The sequence below is a fragment of the Flavobacterium sp. HTF genome, from assembly GCF_003105115.1.
Lineage (GTDB): Bacteria > Bacteroidota > Bacteroidia > Flavobacteriales > Flavobacteriaceae > Flavobacterium.
The window spans coordinates 49,613-66,265 of the sequence record NZ_QETH01000012.1; the positions used below are offsets into that span (position 1 = coordinate 49,613).

The following is a 16,653-nucleotide window of genomic DNA, read 5'->3' on the forward strand; positions in this document are numbered from 1 at the left end:
CGACTATGCAATTTAGTACGATTAATTTGCGAAGAGTCTTAATTATTTTATTAAAAAACCAAATATAGGTATTAGTAGAAAATAACTTTACTAAATTTGCAAAAAAATACTACTCATGACAAAAATCACCATAAAAGAAACTCAAAATCCAACTATCTTAAAGTTTGAATTTGAAGACTTCATTACACAGAACCAGAATTACGAATTTAAAAATATTGATGAAGCGGAAGCTTCGCCTTTGGCACAACAATTATTTTATCTTCCGTTTGTAAAAACAGTTTATATCTCAGGAAATTTTATTGCTATTGAAAGATACAGTATTGTAGAATGGGATGATGTAAAAGATGCTGTTGCTGAACAAATTGCCTCATTTGTAGACAAGGGCGGAGTTATTATTAAAGTTGACGAAAACAAAGCCAAAAAGCAGCCAATTACTGTTTATGGCGAAACAACACCAAACCCTTCTGCTCTAAAATTTGTTGTAAGCAGAATGCTGACCAGAAATGCCGTTGAGTATAAAAATATAGACCAGACAGCTTCATCACCACTGGCAAAAGAATTGTTTAAATTCCCTTTTGTTAAAGAGGTTTTTATTGATGAAAATTATATTTCCGTAACCAAATACGACATCAATAACTGGGATGAAATTACTCTGGAAATAAGAACTTTTATCAAACAATTTATTGAAAATGGCGGAACAGTTTTAGATGAAAGTTTAGTTGAAGTAACAACAAAGAATGACATCACCAAAGACGAAGCATTTGATAAACTGGATGTCACTTCCCAACAGATCATTAATATACTCGAAGAATACGTAAAACCGGCAGTAGCTGCTGATGGAGGAAATATCGCTTTTGATTCTTATAATGAGAATGACAAAACAGTAAAAGTAATTTTACAAGGAGCCTGCAGCGGTTGTCCGTCATCGACATTTACACTGAAAAGCGGTATCGAAAACATGCTGAAAAGTATGTTGAACGATGAACAAATTAAGGTTGAGGCTTTAAACGCGTAAATAAATATTTTATATTTGCAATCTAATACCAAGCCTTCTCTATTGAGAAGGTTTTTTTTTATTTAAATACAATGGACATCAATTCAGACCAATTTAGCAGTTACGCCAGCAGGTATATAGAAGTATTACTTGATTATTCGCCAAAATTAATTTCAGCTTTTCTGATTTTATTTGTGGGACTTTACGCTATCAGATTAATAAACAGGATCATCAGAAAAATAATGGTAAAGAGAAATCTTGACCCGACCCTGACCAAATTTCTTGCCGATATCTTACTATGGGCTTTACGAATTTTATTATTTGTAACTTTTATTTCAAAACTCGGAATCGAGACTTCATCGTTTGTTGCTATTTTAGGAGCAATGGGACTTGCTGTCGGTTTATCACTGCAAGGTTCGCTTTCTAACTTTGCAGGAGGAATGCTGATTATCGTTTTCAAGCCTTTTAAGGTTGGTGATACTATCGAAGCTCAGGGAGTTATTGCTACTGTTGTAGAAATTCAGATTTTTGTAACCAAAATGCTTACAGGGAATAACCAGACAGTTTTTGTACCTAATGGTGCTTTATCAAACGGAACGATTATCAATTATTCGATGCAGGGAGAAAGAAGAGCCGATCTTACATTTTCCGTTTCCTATGATTCTGATATCAAAAAAGCAAAAGAGATTCTGGTGGATGTTTTAAACAAAAATCCAAAAGTGCTAAAAAAGCCTGCTGCTGAAGTTTTTGTCAAAAACTTATCGGCAAGTTCTGTAGATTTTGCGGTACGTCCGTGGGCTAAAAATGAAAATTTTGGTGCTGTTTTCTCAGAGACTCTTGAGAATTGCAAAACAGCCTTGGATGAAGCAGGTATTTCTGTTCAGCCATTTACACTTCAAAAATAATTATGCCTTTTTTGATGGCGTGGTCATCATAAAATCTTTTAAATAATACGGTTCAAAATAAGCGACATCAACAGTGTCGCTTTTTTGATATTTATCAAAACTGATTGCACTCATGGCTGCTGCCGAAGGGTATTTGATCTCTTCTAAAAAAATAAAATTTTCTTTGGTTAAAACTGACTTACATTTTTCGGCACAATCACCGACAAAATAAACAGTTTCATTGATATCCTGAAAAGAATTTTCATCTATAACTTCTGCCAGAATGGGTCTTTCTGTTTCTAATTTATGATTAAAAATTTCACTGTAAACTTCCATTCTTCGGGCATCCAGCATTGGAATAATTTTTCCGTCAGAAACCTTTGCCTGCGATGCTAACGTCTGCAAAGTATCTATAGCAATTAAGGGTAAATTCAATGCAAAACACAATCCTTTTGCTGCCGAAACCCCAATTCTCAGACCGGTGTAGGAACCTGGCCCCTGGCTTACTGCAATAGCACTTAAATCCTGAACCGATATTTTTGCCTCGGCAATTGCTTCTTCTATAAAAACATGTAATTTTTCGGCATGTGAATATCCTTCTTCTGCGATTTCTTTACATAGAATAGTTTCACCATTTTTTGCTATGGCTACAGAGCAGTTTTTAGTTGCTGTTTCGATATTGAGAATAAAAGACAAAGTATTGTTTTTAATATTATTACTAAAATTATTTCTTAGGAGTATTCGTTTTAGCCTTTACTTTATCTCCGGAATTTAGTTCTTTAGAAACAGTAGTATAAGGTCCGGTAATTACAACATCCCCCGGTTTTAACCCAGACATTACTTCAATATTAGTATCGTCCTGAATACCGGTTTTAATGATTCTGATTTTGGCTTTATCACCAACTTTTACAAAAACACATTCGAATTTTTTATCGCTTTTCGGAGCTGCTTTTTTATCTTCAACAGGACCTTCGGCAGTAAAGTCTTTTACAGCAGCTGTATCCGATTTTACCACTACAGAGCTAATTGGAACCGCCAGAACGTTGGCTTTAGTTTGCGTTATAATATCAACAGTAGCTGTCATCCCAGGTCTGAAAGGCGAATAAGCATTTGGTTTACCGTCTAATAAATCCTGGTATGATTCTTTTAAAATTCTGATTTTAACTTTAAAATTTGTTACCTGATCAGAGGTCAATGTTGTACTTGCCGAGTTTGAAATACTGGTCACAATTCCTTTGAATTTCTTTTTCAAATAAGCATCCACTTCAACATTTGCTTCGTCACCGATTTTTATTTTTACAATATCATTTTCATTTACATCAACTTCAACTTCCATATTGTTTAGGTTGGCAACTCTCAAAAGTTCCGTTCCTGCCATTTGCTGTGTTCCCAGGACACGTTCTCCTAATTCTACGTTCAATACAGAAATAGTACCATCTGCCGGAGCATAAATTGTTGTACGCCCCAGATTATCTTTAGCTTCATTTACAGATGCTGAAGCACTCTGAACGGTGTAATATGCATTTTGTTTAGTGGCTTTGGCTACTTCAAAAGAAGCAATTGCTTTATCCCAATCTGATTTCGAAATAACCCCTTTGTCATACAACGTTTTATTACGCTCATAATTTGCTTTTGCTTCTTTAAAACTGGCTTCAGATTGTGTCAGGCCAGCTTTTGTTCCGGATAAATTTGACACGGAACGATTGTAACTTGAAGTGTATAAATCCGGGTTTATTTTTACTAATAAATCTCCTTTTTTTACTACCTGACCTTCTTTTACATTCAATAAAATAATTTCTCCCGAAACTTCCGGAGAAATCTTAACTTCAATTTCAGGCTGAATTTTACCTGTTGCCGAAACTGTTTCTACAACAGTTGAAGCTACTACTTTTGAAATTTCTACTTCTTTTCCTTCATCTTTATTACCTATTGCTCCGGCCTTTCTAAGACCAATTAATGCTATAATTAAAATCACAGCTCCACCTAGCAAAAAGTAAATTGTTTTTTTTGACATAATAAATTATTTTGTAATAATTGGAACAATTGGAATTCCGAAATAGAACTCAAGTATTTTTATTTTGAACATGTAATCGTATTTTGTTCTGATAACGTCTGACTGTGCATTTGTCAGCAAAGTTTGAGCCTGAGTAAAATCAAATGAGTTCATCAAACCGACATCATACTTTTCTTTTGCATAATTATAAGCCTGTTGTCTTGCTTCTAAAGTTATCGTTGATGATTCATAAGTATTTAAAGCTCCTTTTGCATCTGTAAAAGCTGTATAAACGTTACGTTGCAAATCTAAACTTTTTTGCTCTAAATCTATTTTAGATTTTTCTAAACTTACTTTGCTTCTTTCAACATTATTTCTAACTGAAAATCCATTGAAAATTGGAACGCTAAGCTGTAATCCGAACGAATGTCCTTTGTTATCGCTAAACTGATCAAAAACAGGTTGAGGCGCCCCCAAAATCGGAGTAAAGTTATTCTCTAATACTGCCTGATTTGTTCCTTCAACAAAACCAATTTGACTTGTTGGATTATTTAGATTTGGAGTTGCACCTGTGACAACATCAGAATAACTTGCTCTGGTCGTAAAAGAGTAAAAACCAGACAAAGTTGGCTGATAAGCACCTTTTGCGATGGCAACATTCTTTTCAGCAATTTCAAGATTAGTCTGTGCCAATTTCAATTCAGTTCTCGTCTCTTTTGCTTTGTTGTAAATATCAATTGGACTTTGTGCCATGATATTATTTTCATCTTTCACTTCAGTATCATCTACTACGTCAAAGTCTGCAAATTCTTTTAATTGTAAAAGCTGTGCTAAACTTAATTTTGAAATCAAGAGATTGTTTTCAGAAACAGTAATGTTTTGCCTGTCAGTTGCAACAGTTGCTTTTAGATCAAATAAATCTCCGCGCGGAATTGTTCCGGCATTTACCATTTCTTCAGAACGGGCATAACGCTTTTCGTCAATTGCCAATTGTTCTTTTTTAACTTTTAAATCTTCTTTATTGGATAAAATTTGCAGAAATGCACTGGCTACATTTAAAGAAATATCTTCCTGCATCTTAACTAATTGATATTGTGACGCAATAATAGAAAGCTTTGCTCTTCTGTATGTATTTTGATTTTGAAGTCCTTTGTAAATATCAACTCCGGCATTTAAACCTACAGATGAATATTGAGTTGTTTGATTACGCAACAGACCTGTCGTAACATCCTGATTTAAACCGACATTCCAGGAGTGTGAGGCATTTCCACTTACTGTAGGCAAATAACTTCCAAATGCACCTCTTTTATCAATTACAGCATTTTTGACATCTAGTTCTGTAAGCTTTATTGTGATATTATTTTCTAATGCATATCTTACGCATTCTTCTAAAGTCCACTGTTTTGTTTGTGCCTGACCCGATAATCCAAAAGCGAATAACAATGCAAAGACAAGACTATTATATTTATTTATTTTCATATATTTTGAATGAAGGCGCAGTATCGATACTACGCAAATTTAACATTTTTTAAACCCAAAAACCTTTTTACAGAATCAAATTATTTTTTTTCTCCTTCAGTAATTAAACCCTGATTCCAGATTTTTATTTTATCTGTCTTTTTAATTCCGCTTTTAACCTGAACATAAATTCCGTCACTAACTCCCAAAACTAAATCTTTTCTTTGAAACTTCTGCGGAGCTGTTTCGATCTCTACATACGGTTTTTGTGTTTTTTTGTCAAATTGAACTAACGATTCTTTTATGGCCAAAACTTTGTCTGCTTTTTCTAAGATGATAGAAGCATTTGCACTCAGACCGGCTCTGATAAAGGTAGCATCTCTGTTTTCTAAAGAAGCTTTAATTTCAAACTGAATTGCTCCGTTTTCTGTAACTCCTTTTGGTGCGATGTAAGTTAGAATCGCTTCAAATTTTTTATTTTCAATAGCTCCGACTGTAATTTCGATAGCCATTTTCTCTTTTATTTTACCAACTTCAGATTCATCTATTTTTCCAACAAAAATCATTCTTCCAACGTCGGCTACACTTGCAATTGTAGTTCCTTCATTAAAATTATTACTTTCAATAACCTGGTTTCCGACTTTTACCGGAACGTCTAAAACCATTCCGTTTACAGTTGAACGAATTAAGGTATTAGCATAACTTCCCAATGATGAAGTTGTTCCTGTTTTTACAATATCGAGACTTTGTTTTGCTGCCTGATAGTTTTGTTTTGCCTGTGTGTAAGCTAATTGTGCTGCATCAAAATCATTTGCTGAAATAACATCTTTATCATACAATGTTTTTTGTCTTTTAAAGATTTTTTCCTGATTATCCAAAGCAATTTTAGCAGTCTGTACCTGATTTTGTGTACTGCTTACGTTTGATACATTTGCAACAACCCTAATTTTGGCAATCATATCGCCTGCTTTGATTTTCTCTCCGGCTTTAATATACACCTGCTCTATAATTCCTGAAATGTTCGGTTTGATTAAGACCTCTTCATCTGGCTGAATATTACCTGTAGCAATTGTATTTTTTACAATCGTTTTAATTTCTGCTTTTTCAGTTTTAAAGACAATTGGCGACTCCTGATTCTTAGCATATAAATAATATAGCGCACCAAAGAAAACTATAGCAATAAAAATTAAAATGGTGACGGTTACTCCTTTTTTCATTTTGTTTTTGGTTTAATCGATTATTTTTTGATTGATAATTTATTCTGTTCGTAAAGCATCTACCGGCTTCACATTGATTGCGGTCTGCGCCGGAATAAATCCTGCGAGCAAACCAGATCCTACTAATATTAATAAGGCAACAAATACAACTCTTAAATCTACACTCGGGTTAGAAAACATGGTATCGCTTCCCGGTGGCATCGAGTCCAGAGCCATATTCAGCAATGCTATAATTCCGGTTGCAACGGCAATTCCGAACATACCCGATATGATAGTCAAAAATATAGATTCTGATAAAATTTGCCCACGTATCGCTGCCGGTGTTGCTCCCAAAGCCCTGCGGATTCCAATTTCTTTAGTACGTTCCTTGACTACAATCAGCATGATATTTGAAATACCAATTACTCCTGAAATCAATACTAATGTTCCTACAAAATAAGCAATGAATTTTAGAATATCAAACAAACTTTGCACTTTATTGAATTGTTCGTATAAATCAAAATTTCCTACTGCCCTGTCATCTGCCGGATTTACGGAATGAAGCGATTTTATTAACTCTAAAATTTTAGGTTTCAGAGAAGTAATCGAGGTTTCATCTTTTGCTGTAAGTGCCATCCAGCCTACTTTATCGCCATAATTAAAAGCCTGTTGAAATGTCGTAAACGGAATGAAAATATTTTTTTGTTCCTGTTCTGCATTTCCTCCCTGCTGCTTAGAATTATAAACGCCAATTACCATAAAATTAATTCCGTTTATTTTGATATAAGTCCCAATAGCTTCTTCTTCTTTATTATAAAGTTCCGATATCACTCCTTTACCAATAATCGCTATTTTTCTCCTTTCGGCAATATCCTGCTGGTTTATAAAACGACCTTTTATGATATCCATTGGCTGTTGCTTGATTAGTTCGGGATAATCACCATAAACAGTAAAAGAAGATGTTTTTGTACCGCGAACCACATTATTTGTTCCATTAAAATCACCTAACTGATTTCTTGGCGAAACATATAACAAATCCGGAAAAGCTTGTTTCAAAGCCATTACATCACTGTTTCTAAAATCATAACGACGTGTTTTTGGCAAACCTTTATACGCTTTTGAGGTAGTCTGGCTCCACATAAACATGGTGTTTGTGGCAATACCATCAAACCCTTTTTTTATCCCGTTTTCCAGACCTTTTCCTGCTGCCAGTAATATGACAAGAATAAATATTCCCCAAAACACACCAAATGCTGTCAGAAGAGTTCTAAACACATTGGCCGTCAGAGCCTGCAAAATTTCGTCCCAATTATCTTTCTTAAACATAATTATTCGTCTCTAAGTGCTACAATAGGTCTAATTTTAGCTGCTCTGTAAGCTGGAAAAAATCCTGCCATTGCACCAGCAAAAACAAGCAGAACCAGTGTGGTAAGAGCCACAGTAAAATCAACCTCAGGGTTTCTAAAATATTCACTTTGCACCATTGGCCCAACAAATTCCAATAATAACAAACTTGCCAGTAAGCCGACAAATCCTGCTATTGTGGTTATAAAAATAGATTCGTGGAGTATCATAGTAATAATAGATATGGGCGATGCTCCCAATGCTTTTCTTATACCAATTTCTTTTGTTCTTTCTTTTACAACAATCAGCATAATATTACTAACACCCACAACTCCTGCCACGATGGTACAAATACCTACCCACCAGAAAAACAATCTGATATATAGATTTAAGTCATAGAATTGTTTGGCATCCTTAACAGAATTATAAACACCTACTCCTCCGTCATCTTCTGGAGCTACTACGTTTTTGCTTTTTAGCAAGTCCTTTAAATCCTGTGTGAATTTTTCAGATTGTGCCAAGGCTTCATCATAATTGTCTGTCTTTTTTAAAGTGAAAAACAAATTGCTGATTTTATCACCTCCTCCAAAAGTTTTCTGTACAGTGGTTTTTGGCAGGTAAGCTCTGGCTTCTTCTCGTTCTCCTCCCGGATCTGTAAAAACACCAATTACCTTAAAACTAATATTATTGATTAAAATTTCTTCTCCAAGTGCCTCTTTGTCTTTAAACAAATCGGTTTTTATTTTCATTCCGATAGTAGCCACTTTTTCATTATTGGCCAGATCCTTACTATTTACATATCGTCCCTGAACAATGGTTAGATTTTCTATCCCGCCATAATCAGGATCAACTCCTCTGTATTGATAACTTCCGGATTCTTTTCCGTAGGCAAACGGAGCTCCCCAGAAATTAAATGTTGAAGCTCTTAAATCTAATTTATCTTCAAATTTCTGAACAGATTGTGTGTAATCACTATTTCTAAACTGAATTGGTCTTCCCGGATTTAGACCTTTGTATTGTTTTGTAGTAGTTCCGGACCAAACTTCAATAATTCCCGCAGCATCTCGCTCAAACTGTTTTTCAATTCCGTTTTGCAGTCCCTTGCCCGCACCCAGCAAAATCACTAAAATAAAAATTCCCGAAGCCACGGAAATCCCTGTCAGAAATGTTCTTAATCTGTTTTTAGAGATTGCTTCAAATATTTCCTGCCATCGCTCTATATTAAACATAAGATGTAGCTCTAACTTGTTCTACCATTTTATCATCGATAATCAATCCGTCTTTCAGGACAACATTCCTTTTGCACATTGCGGCAATATCCGGCTCGTGGGTAACGATTAAAATGGTTTTACCTTCATCGTTAATTCCCTGGATAAGTTCCATAACTTCATAAGATGTTTTGGTATCCAAAGCTCCTGTAGGTTCATCGGCCAACAAAACTTTTGGGTTCGAAGCCAATGCACGGGCAATAGCTACACGTTGTTTCTGACCTCCGGAAAGTTCATTAGGTAAGTGATGAGAATGCGATCCAAGACCTACTTTCTCCAAGTATTTCATCGCAATTTCATAACGTTCCTTTCTTTTTACACCCTGATAATACAAAGGCATGGCAACATTATCCAACGCAGATTTATAATTAATTAAATTAAAAGACTGAAAAACAAATCCCAAAAACTTATTTCGGTATTTTGAGGCTAAGGTTTCATTCAGTTTTTTTATTGGAGTTTTATCCAAAATATAACTACCCGAGTCTGCCTCATCAAGAATTCCTAATATATTAAGCAGTGTAGATTTTCCAGATCCGGATGATCCCATGATCGCAACCAATTCTCCTTCTGCAATATTAAAATTAATCCCTTTTAACACATGCAACTGTGAACTTCCCATTTTATAGGACTTGTGTAAATCTTTGATTTCGATCATGGTATTGTTAATTTTTAAGACAATAATAACATTTTTATTAAGTCAATTATGGTAACAAAAAGTTAATAATTTCACTTTACTATTTCAATAAGACTCATTTTCTTATCTATTGTTACACTTTTTTAAGATAATATAATTGTTTTCTTAATTTTGCATCATTCAAAAAATTATTGCTAATGAAGTTTTTTTCAGCACTTTCTTTGTTCACTGTACTTAATGTACTTGTAAGTTGTTCTACAACTCAAAAATTAGAAACTTTAAAACCCGAACCAGACGATGCAAGCCCTTTGGTTTACGAAAGCAACCCGTCTTTTATCAATTTACCCATTTCGGTCAAACTTCATGATATCGAAAACCAGACAAATTCTATCCTGAATGGTTTAATCTACGAAGACAATGACATAGAAGATGATGATATCGAAATGAAAATCTGGAAACAGGCTCCAGTTAAAATTCAAAATGACCCTGCCAATCCTGATAAAAAAATAAAAACAGTTTTACCACTGAGAGCTACTGTTAAATACAGAATAGACACAAAAAAACTTGGAGTAGAACTGTATGACGTACGCGAATTCAATCTTAATGGCGTAATTACTTTGTCAAGCGAAGCGGCCCTGACCAACTGGAAATTAAATACGAAAACAGAATTTAAATCCCTTGACTGGAAAGAAAGTCCAACAATGATGGTTTTTGGAAAAAATATGCCAATAACTTATCTGGTAAATCCCGCAATATCAATTTTTAAATCCAAAATTGAAAAAAGCATAGATGAAGCTATAGAAAAATCGATGGATTTTAAACCAAACGTTTTATCTGCTTTAGAAAAAATCTGTACTCCTTTTCAAATGAGCGATACTTATGAAAGCTGGTTGCGAATTGTTCCGGTTGAAGTTTATTCTACAACTGCAAAACTGAAAAATGATCAGTTTTTATTAGAAATGGGAATGAAATGCAATATGGAAACCATTGTAGGCAAACAACCTGAATCTAAGTTTAATGCCAATAAAATTGTATTGAAACCGGTAACCAAAATCCCAAATCAGATTGCCGCCAATATTGCTGCTATTTCAACTTACGCTGATGCCTCTAAAATCATGACGCAAAATTTTGCCAATCAGGAATTCGGAACCGGCAGTAAAAAAGTCACCGTAAAAAATGTAGCTATTTGGCATAAAAATGACAAAATGGTAATTGCCCTTGACGTATTGGGATCTGTAAACGGAACTATTTACCTGACAGGCTTTCCCCAGTATAATCCTCAGACCAAAGAAATATATTTCGATAAATTAGATTATGTCCTGGATACCAAAAGCAAATTAATGCGTACCGCAAGCTGGCTGGCGCAAGGGTTTATTTTAAGAAAAATGGAAGAAAGCTGCCGTTATTCTATTCAGCCCAATTTAGAAGAAGGTAAAAAGAGCATGGCAACGTATTTAAAAAATTATTCCCCAATGCCCGGTGTTTTTGTAAATGGCAAAATGGAAGATATTCAGTTTGATAAAATTCAGCTTACCAATCAAGCAATTATTGCTTTTATCAAAATAAACGGCACCGTAAACGTCTCTGTCGACGGCTTAAAATAAAAAAAAGCAGAATATAATTATTCTGCTTTTTTCTTTTTAGACTGATACATTCTGTAAATCAGATAACCAATTATCCCTACAAGTAAATACGGGATCACCATTAGATAAACGATTCCGTCATTTACTGCTTCTGCCTTTTTAACGTTAGAATCACCTGCCAAAGCCGCACGACACATGGCACATTGGGCATTAGAGGAAATCACGAAAAGAAAAAGACAAATTCCAAAAAATGTTTTCTGAAACCCTGACTCTGAGATATGTATTATATTTTTAATTTGCATAATAAGGAGATATCATTAAGTAAACAACCACACCTGTCACCGCAACATAAAGCCACAGCGGAAAAGTTATTCTGGCTATTTTTCTGTGTCTGTCAAAACGCTTTGCCAAAGCTCTCACATAAGTAATTAATACTAATGGAATAATGGCAATTGACAATAAAATATGTGTTATTAAGATAAAGAAGTACACATAACGAATTACGCCTTCTCCACCGAATTTGGTAGAATCAGAAGTCATGTGATAGGCTACGTACATCACTAAAAATGCAACAGATAACGCTATAGCAAAAGTCATTAATCGTTCGTGAAGCTTTTGTTTTCCGTTTTTAATAGCAAATACAGCTAAAACTAAAACAATAGCTGTAATTCCATTTGTTGTGGCGTAAATTGGAGGCAAAAATGAAAGAGGCTCTACATTGATTCCGAAATCCTTTAATTTTATTCCGAACAGAATACCAACGACTACCGGAATTATAATTGAAACTGCAATAATAAATTTACTGAATTTTTTTTCTAATGAATGATCTTCCATTTTATTCTTCTAATAGTATTTTAATATCTTCCTGAATATCTCTAACTCCTTTTTTATCTAATCCGTCATAATATAAAATCGGATTTCCAAAATCGTCCTTACGGCATCGTATATCTCCATTTTTATCAATCAATGCAAATAAGCCTGAGTGTTCAAAACCACCATTTACTTTTGCATTTTCACCCGCATACAGATTGAAACCTTTATTTGATAAATTCATAATCGTAGCTTTATCACCAGTAAGGAAATTCCAGTTTGATGATTTTACTCCTAATAATTTCGCATGATCTTTTAAAATCTGGGGTGTATCATGTGCCGGGTCAATTGTGATGGAAACAATTCCAAAATTAGGGTTACCAAAAAATGTTTTCTCAATTTCAAGCATGCTTAAATTCATCTTTGGACAAATAGAAGGACAAGTAGTAAAGAAAAATTCCAAAACATATACTTTTCCTTTATAAGTCTCATTCGAGATTTTTACATTGTCCTGATTGGTCAATTCAAATTTTGGTGCAGGTCCTATTGTTAGCAATTTAGCATCTGATTTTGAATTTTTCAGACCAACATTATCCAGACGATTTCCTTTAACAACATCTCCGTTTTTTATTCTGTCAACAATTTTCGGGACAGCATAAATACCAAAGATTAAAATGATAAACGAAATTCCGATATATGATTTATTTTTAAACATTATGATTGAAATTTAAAGTTGTTTAGTGGCATTATGATTCTTTTTAAGAGCAGCACGATATTCATACAAAATAATTTTAAAATCATCCAGCATTTCATTACTCAGTTCAGACGGATGGAAAGTGTTGTAGCCTTCCTTATATTCCTCTTTATCTTTTCTGCCTCTTAAATTTCTTTCTTTATCAACTATATAAACATTTGAAGTCCCTAAATTTTCATCCAGGTTTCCTTTTAAGTTCAGCGTGCTGTAAAAAGCTTTAATTTCCTCAGGTGAGGCAAAAACAAAATTCCAGCCTTTAACATCCGTAAAAGGCTTCAGCGCATCTAAAACTTTTTGAGCTTCATTTTCTGTTCCTATTGGACAAACAACTACAAACTGAAGATCTTCAAAGCCATTATAACGCTTATAAATCTTTTCATTTAAATTGAAATAATTTCCACGGTTATTTAAAATATGGGAACCGGAAAAACCTAAAACTGTTATTTTTTTATCGAGAGAAACTTTTTTTCCGTCCAGGGATTTCCAATTACCAAAATCAGCAATTTTTGGAGTTATAACGGGAAGTTTTGTGAAACTGTTTACGCCTGAAGCAAAAAACAAATAGGCTACAATTGGCAAAATAAAAAGTACAAAGAGAACTATATTTTTTTTCATTTTATTACCTGAAGTTATTGAGGTACAAAAATAAAAAAATCCCGATGTTATCGGGACTCTTTTCGAATTAATATCATGTTAAAAATTCCATTTAATAGTAGAATCTTTAAAAACCCCATAAATATAATGTCCTTCTGTCAAAAGAATAAACAATAAATATAATACCAGGAAAATAACTGGTGATACAACAGACCATCTAAGGCTGCTTTTTTCACCTTCCATGTGCATGAATGCCCATACAATATAATATGCTTTGAATATTGTTAAGATATAAAATATCCAGTTCAATAAATTCAAACCTACAAAATGATTAAATTCTAAAAATCCAGGCTTAATAATACCTAAGATAACTTCTACTGTAGTTACTAATGAAAGTAATCCAAAAACAAACCAGATTCTTTTTGTATTTGATACGTGTTCGTGTGACATAATAATTAAAATCTAAAATTAAACTAAGTAGAAAACTGTAAATACAAATACCCAAACTAAGTCGACAAAGTGCCAGTATAAACCAACTTTCTCCACCATTTCGTAACTTCTTCTTTTTTCGTAAGTACCTAATAATACATTAAAGAAAATAATGATATTAATGATTACTCCTGAAAATACGTGGAATCCGTGGAATCCTGTAATGAAGAAAAAGAAATCTGCAAATAATTTACTACCGTATTCGTTTCTGGTTAAGTTTGCTCCTTCTACAACATATTTAGCTTCTGCTAAATGAGTTTCAGATTCTGCTCTTGACAAAACTGTTTTCTTTTTTTCAGCTGTAAGTTTTTCTGTTCTGATCAATAAATCCGGATGTGCTTTAAATCCAGCCTGAACTTCAGCAACTGAATAAGTTGGTAAACTTTCAGCATCTTCCATAAACCAGGATGTTTTGCTTCTTGTCAAAGCTGCTCTTTGTTCCGGTAGTTTTACAGCAAACTCTTCAAGAGCTACTCTTTTACCATCTTTATCAACAAACTGCAATAAACTTCCTCCTTTAGTTTCAACTGCTCCATATTCACCTTTAATGAAGTTTTTCCATTCCCATGCCTGAGAACCAACGAAAATAAAACCTCCAATAATAGTTAAGAACATATAGATTGCAACTTTAGTCTTTTTCAATTGATGTCCTGCATCAACTGCCAAAACCATAGTTACAGATGAGAAAATCAAAATAAAAGTCATTAAGGCTACGTAATACATTGGAGCCGAAACACCATGCATAAAAGGAAAGTGAGTAAACACTTCATCAGCCAATGGCCAGGTTTCAATAAATTTAAATCTTGAAAAACCATAAGCCCCAAGAAATCCTGAGAATGTTAAGGCATCCGATACGATAAAAAACCACATCATCATTTTACCATAACTTGCTCCTAATGGCTGGATTTCATGACCGCCTCCCCAAGTTTTTTCGTCGTTGTTTGCAGTAGTAACTGTCGCTCCCATAAAAGTTATTCGTTAAAAAGTTCCCAAATTTACGTTTTTTTCTTATTTAAAGAAATATAAAAATAAAAATAAATATACCCATAATAAATCCAAAAAGTGCCAATACATCGCACCTAGTTCTATACCAAGAGTTTGGGTCGAGTTGTATTTTTGTTTAAAATGATTATAAATTATAATTAAAAGTGAAATTAATCCTCCCGCAAGGTGTAATAAGTGCGTAACCGTTACTACATACAGAAAAGTTGTAGTAATTGAGCTACCTGCTCCTGTAAAATAATAGCCGCTTTGAACTATTTGCCCAAAACCCTGAAATTGCAAAACCACAAACAAAATCCCTAAAGCCAATGTTCCCAAAAGCAATCCGGTTGTAGCAGTTCTGTTATCTTTCTGAATTGCTTTTTTTGCCAGATAAAAAGTGACACTACAAGCAATAATCACTGCTGTACTATAATAGAATGCTGATGGCAATTCAAAATTCTTCAACCAGTCTGCTCTTGATTTACTTACTACAAATGCACTTGTAAGTCCGGCAAACATCATTGTCATACTTACCATTGCAAATAACAAAATCAACTTAGCCGATTTTGATTTCCTTACTTGTTCTTCACTTATTTTCATTGTCATTTCCATAAATAACTATCTTAAAAATTTATCTACTATATATACAATCTGCAATAATGATATATACGAAACACTAACCAACATTAACGTTCTCGCCGCTTTTGCAGTTCGTAACTGATACAATCGCACAGCATAAAACAACATCCATAATCCTAATAAAAATACCAGAACTGCGGCAATTGGCGTAATAAATAATTGCCCTGTATAACCTAAAACAGGCAATAAAGAAGCTATTATCAGCCAAATTGTATATAACATAATTTGCAAAGCTGTTCCTTTATCCTTTTTTCCGGTAGGAAGCATAAAGATACCTGCTTTTTCATAATCTTCATATAAAAACCATCCAATTGCCCAAAAATGAGGGAATTGCCAAAAAAACTGAATCAAAAACAATGTTCCTGCTTCTATACCAAAATCGCCTGTTGCTGCAACCCACCCTAACATAAAAGGGATTGCACCCGGGAAAGCGCCAACAAAAACCGATAACGAAGTCACTGTTTTTAATGGTGTATAGATGCTTGTATAAAGAAAAATAGATATTGCTGCAAACATTGCAGACTTCGCATTGATCGTATACAACAAAGCTATACCAACAATAGTAAGCAGACTTGCTACCAGCAATGCCAGTTTTGGAGACATACGACCTGATGGAACCGGACGGTTTTTGGTTCGGTCCATTAAAGAATCTATATCTTTCTCAATTACCTGATTAAAGGCATTTGACGCTCCAACCATACAATAACCTCCAATGGATAAAACCAACAAAACACTCCATTTAAAAGGATGTTCGTCGTTTACACCAAGCAAATATCCCGCAATAGAAGAAAACAAAACACTAATTGCCAAACCGGCTTTAGTGATTTCTTTGAAATCCAGGAATATTGATTTTAATGAAATTGTATTTTTAGTAGTGCTCAATTCTGTAATTGTTTGAATATTTTTTTTGAGTGGTGCAAATGTACAAATTGATTATAGAATCCAGACCGATAAAATTATATTTTTTTCAATAAAGCCTTTACAAAATAAGGACTTGCAGATTTTTAACACAATTATTTTGAAAAATCT

18 protein-coding genes are annotated in these 16,653 nt (G+C 33.9%); 3 read left to right on the forward strand and 15 right to left on the reverse strand.

What is annotated here, in order from left to right; all coding sequences use genetic code 11:
* Positions 1–115: 115 nt before the first annotated feature.
* The gene (locus tag DCO46_RS05880) at positions 116–1,015 is read left to right on the forward strand and encodes a NifU family protein (protein ID WP_116751632.1); all 900 of its coding nucleotides are present in this window, start codon (positions 116–118) and stop codon (positions 1,013–1,015) included.
* Between the two features lie 71 nt (positions 1,016–1,086).
* Positions 1,087–1,899: a mechanosensitive ion channel family protein gene (locus DCO46_RS05885; RefSeq protein ID WP_116751633.1), complete on the forward strand. Its 813-nt coding sequence runs from the start codon at positions 1,087–1,089 to the stop codon at positions 1,897–1,899.
* Here DCO46_RS05885 and tsaB read toward each other — a convergent pair whose 3' ends face one another.
* The 7 genes from tsaB to DCO46_RS05920 all read right to left on the reverse strand — a co-directional run bounded on the left by tsaB (position 1,900) and on the right by DCO46_RS05920 (position 9,792).
* Positions 1,900–2,574, reverse strand: coding sequence for a tRNA (adenosine(37)-N6)-threonylcarbamoyltransferase complex dimerization subunit type 1 TsaB (gene tsaB / locus DCO46_RS05890; RefSeq protein ID WP_116751634.1), 675 nt, complete (start codon positions 2,572–2,574; stop codon positions 1,900–1,902). It abuts the gene before it with no gap.
* A 28-nt stretch (positions 2,575–2,602) separates the two neighbouring features.
* Complete coding sequence (locus tag DCO46_RS05895) at positions 2,603–3,892, reverse strand: efflux RND transporter periplasmic adaptor subunit (protein ID WP_116751635.1); 1,290 nt, start codon at positions 3,890–3,892, stop codon at positions 2,603–2,605.
* 6 nt (positions 3,893–3,898) lie between these two features.
* Positions 3,899–5,350, reverse strand: a complete 1,452-nt coding sequence (locus DCO46_RS05900) for a TolC family protein (protein WP_116751636.1) — start codon at positions 5,348–5,350, stop codon at positions 3,899–3,901.
* A gap of 80 nt (positions 5,351–5,430) precedes the next feature.
* The gene (locus DCO46_RS05905) at positions 5,431–6,546 is read right to left on the reverse strand and encodes an efflux RND transporter periplasmic adaptor subunit (protein ID WP_116751637.1); all 1,116 of its coding nucleotides are present in this window, start codon (positions 6,544–6,546) and stop codon (positions 5,431–5,433) included.
* A 39-nt stretch (positions 6,547–6,585) separates the two neighbouring features.
* Entirely contained in the window at positions 6,586–7,851 is a 1,266-nt protein-coding gene (locus tag DCO46_RS05910; RefSeq protein WP_116751638.1) for an ABC transporter permease, read from the reverse strand.
* A 2-nt stretch (positions 7,852–7,853) separates the two neighbouring features.
* The gene (locus DCO46_RS05915; RefSeq protein ID WP_116751639.1) at positions 7,854–9,098 is read right to left on the reverse strand and encodes an ABC transporter permease; all 1,245 of its coding nucleotides are present in this window, start codon (positions 9,096–9,098) and stop codon (positions 7,854–7,856) included.
* Positions 9,091–9,792 carry an ABC transporter ATP-binding protein gene (locus DCO46_RS05920; protein WP_116751640.1) on the reverse strand — a complete coding sequence of 234 codons (702 nt, stop codon included), beginning with the start codon at positions 9,790–9,792 and terminating at the stop codon, positions 9,091–9,093. The genes DCO46_RS05915 and DCO46_RS05920 overlap by 8 nt, the downstream gene beginning before the upstream one ends.
* A gap of 176 nt (positions 9,793–9,968) precedes the next feature.
* On the opposite strand from DCO46_RS05920, the gene DCO46_RS05925 reads away from it, so the two are divergent.
* Positions 9,969–11,375: a DUF4403 family protein gene (locus DCO46_RS05925; protein WP_116751641.1), complete on the forward strand. Its 1,407-nt coding sequence runs from the start codon at positions 9,969–9,971 to the stop codon at positions 11,373–11,375.
* A 17-nt stretch (positions 11,376–11,392) separates the two neighbouring features.
* Here the strand turns inward: DCO46_RS05925 and DCO46_RS05930 are convergent, their stop codons facing one another.
* The 8 genes from DCO46_RS05930 to cyoE form a co-directional block, all read right to left on the reverse strand.
* Positions 11,393–11,656: a hypothetical protein gene (locus DCO46_RS05930; RefSeq protein ID WP_116751642.1), complete on the reverse strand. Its 264-nt coding sequence runs from the start codon at positions 11,654–11,656 to the stop codon at positions 11,393–11,395.
* Positions 11,646–12,188 carry a DUF420 domain-containing protein gene (locus tag DCO46_RS05935; RefSeq protein WP_116751643.1) on the reverse strand — a complete coding sequence of 181 codons (543 nt, stop codon included), beginning with the start codon at positions 12,186–12,188 and terminating at the stop codon, positions 11,646–11,648. Before DCO46_RS05935 ends, DCO46_RS05930 begins: the two co-directional genes overlap by 11 nt.
* Before the next feature lies 1 nt (position 12,189).
* On the reverse strand, positions 12,190–12,879 hold the full coding sequence (locus DCO46_RS05940) for an SCO family protein (RefSeq protein WP_116751644.1): 690 nt from the start codon (positions 12,877–12,879) through the stop codon (positions 12,190–12,192).
* A gap of 12 nt (positions 12,880–12,891) precedes the next feature.
* On the reverse strand, positions 12,892–13,533 hold the full coding sequence (locus tag DCO46_RS05945; RefSeq protein ID WP_116751645.1) for a hypothetical protein: 642 nt from the start codon (positions 13,531–13,533) through the stop codon (positions 12,892–12,894).
* A gap of 78 nt (positions 13,534–13,611) precedes the next feature.
* A complete protein-coding gene (locus DCO46_RS05950; protein WP_116751646.1) occupies positions 13,612–13,962 on the reverse strand; it encodes a cytochrome C oxidase subunit IV family protein in 351 nt (116 codons plus the stop codon).
* A gap of 18 nt (positions 13,963–13,980) precedes the next feature.
* Complete coding sequence (locus tag DCO46_RS05955) at positions 13,981–14,967, reverse strand: cytochrome c oxidase subunit 3 (RefSeq protein WP_116751647.1); 987 nt, start codon at positions 14,965–14,967, stop codon at positions 13,981–13,983.
* 42 nt (positions 14,968–15,009) lie between these two features.
* The gene (locus DCO46_RS05960) at positions 15,010–15,597 is read right to left on the reverse strand and encodes a heme-copper oxidase subunit III (protein WP_116751648.1); all 588 of its coding nucleotides are present in this window, start codon (positions 15,595–15,597) and stop codon (positions 15,010–15,012) included.
* A gap of 6 nt (positions 15,598–15,603) precedes the next feature.
* Entirely contained in the window at positions 15,604–16,506 is a 903-nt protein-coding gene (cyoE, locus tag DCO46_RS05965; RefSeq protein WP_116751649.1) for a heme o synthase, read from the reverse strand.
* Positions 16,507–16,653: the final 147 nt, after the last annotated feature.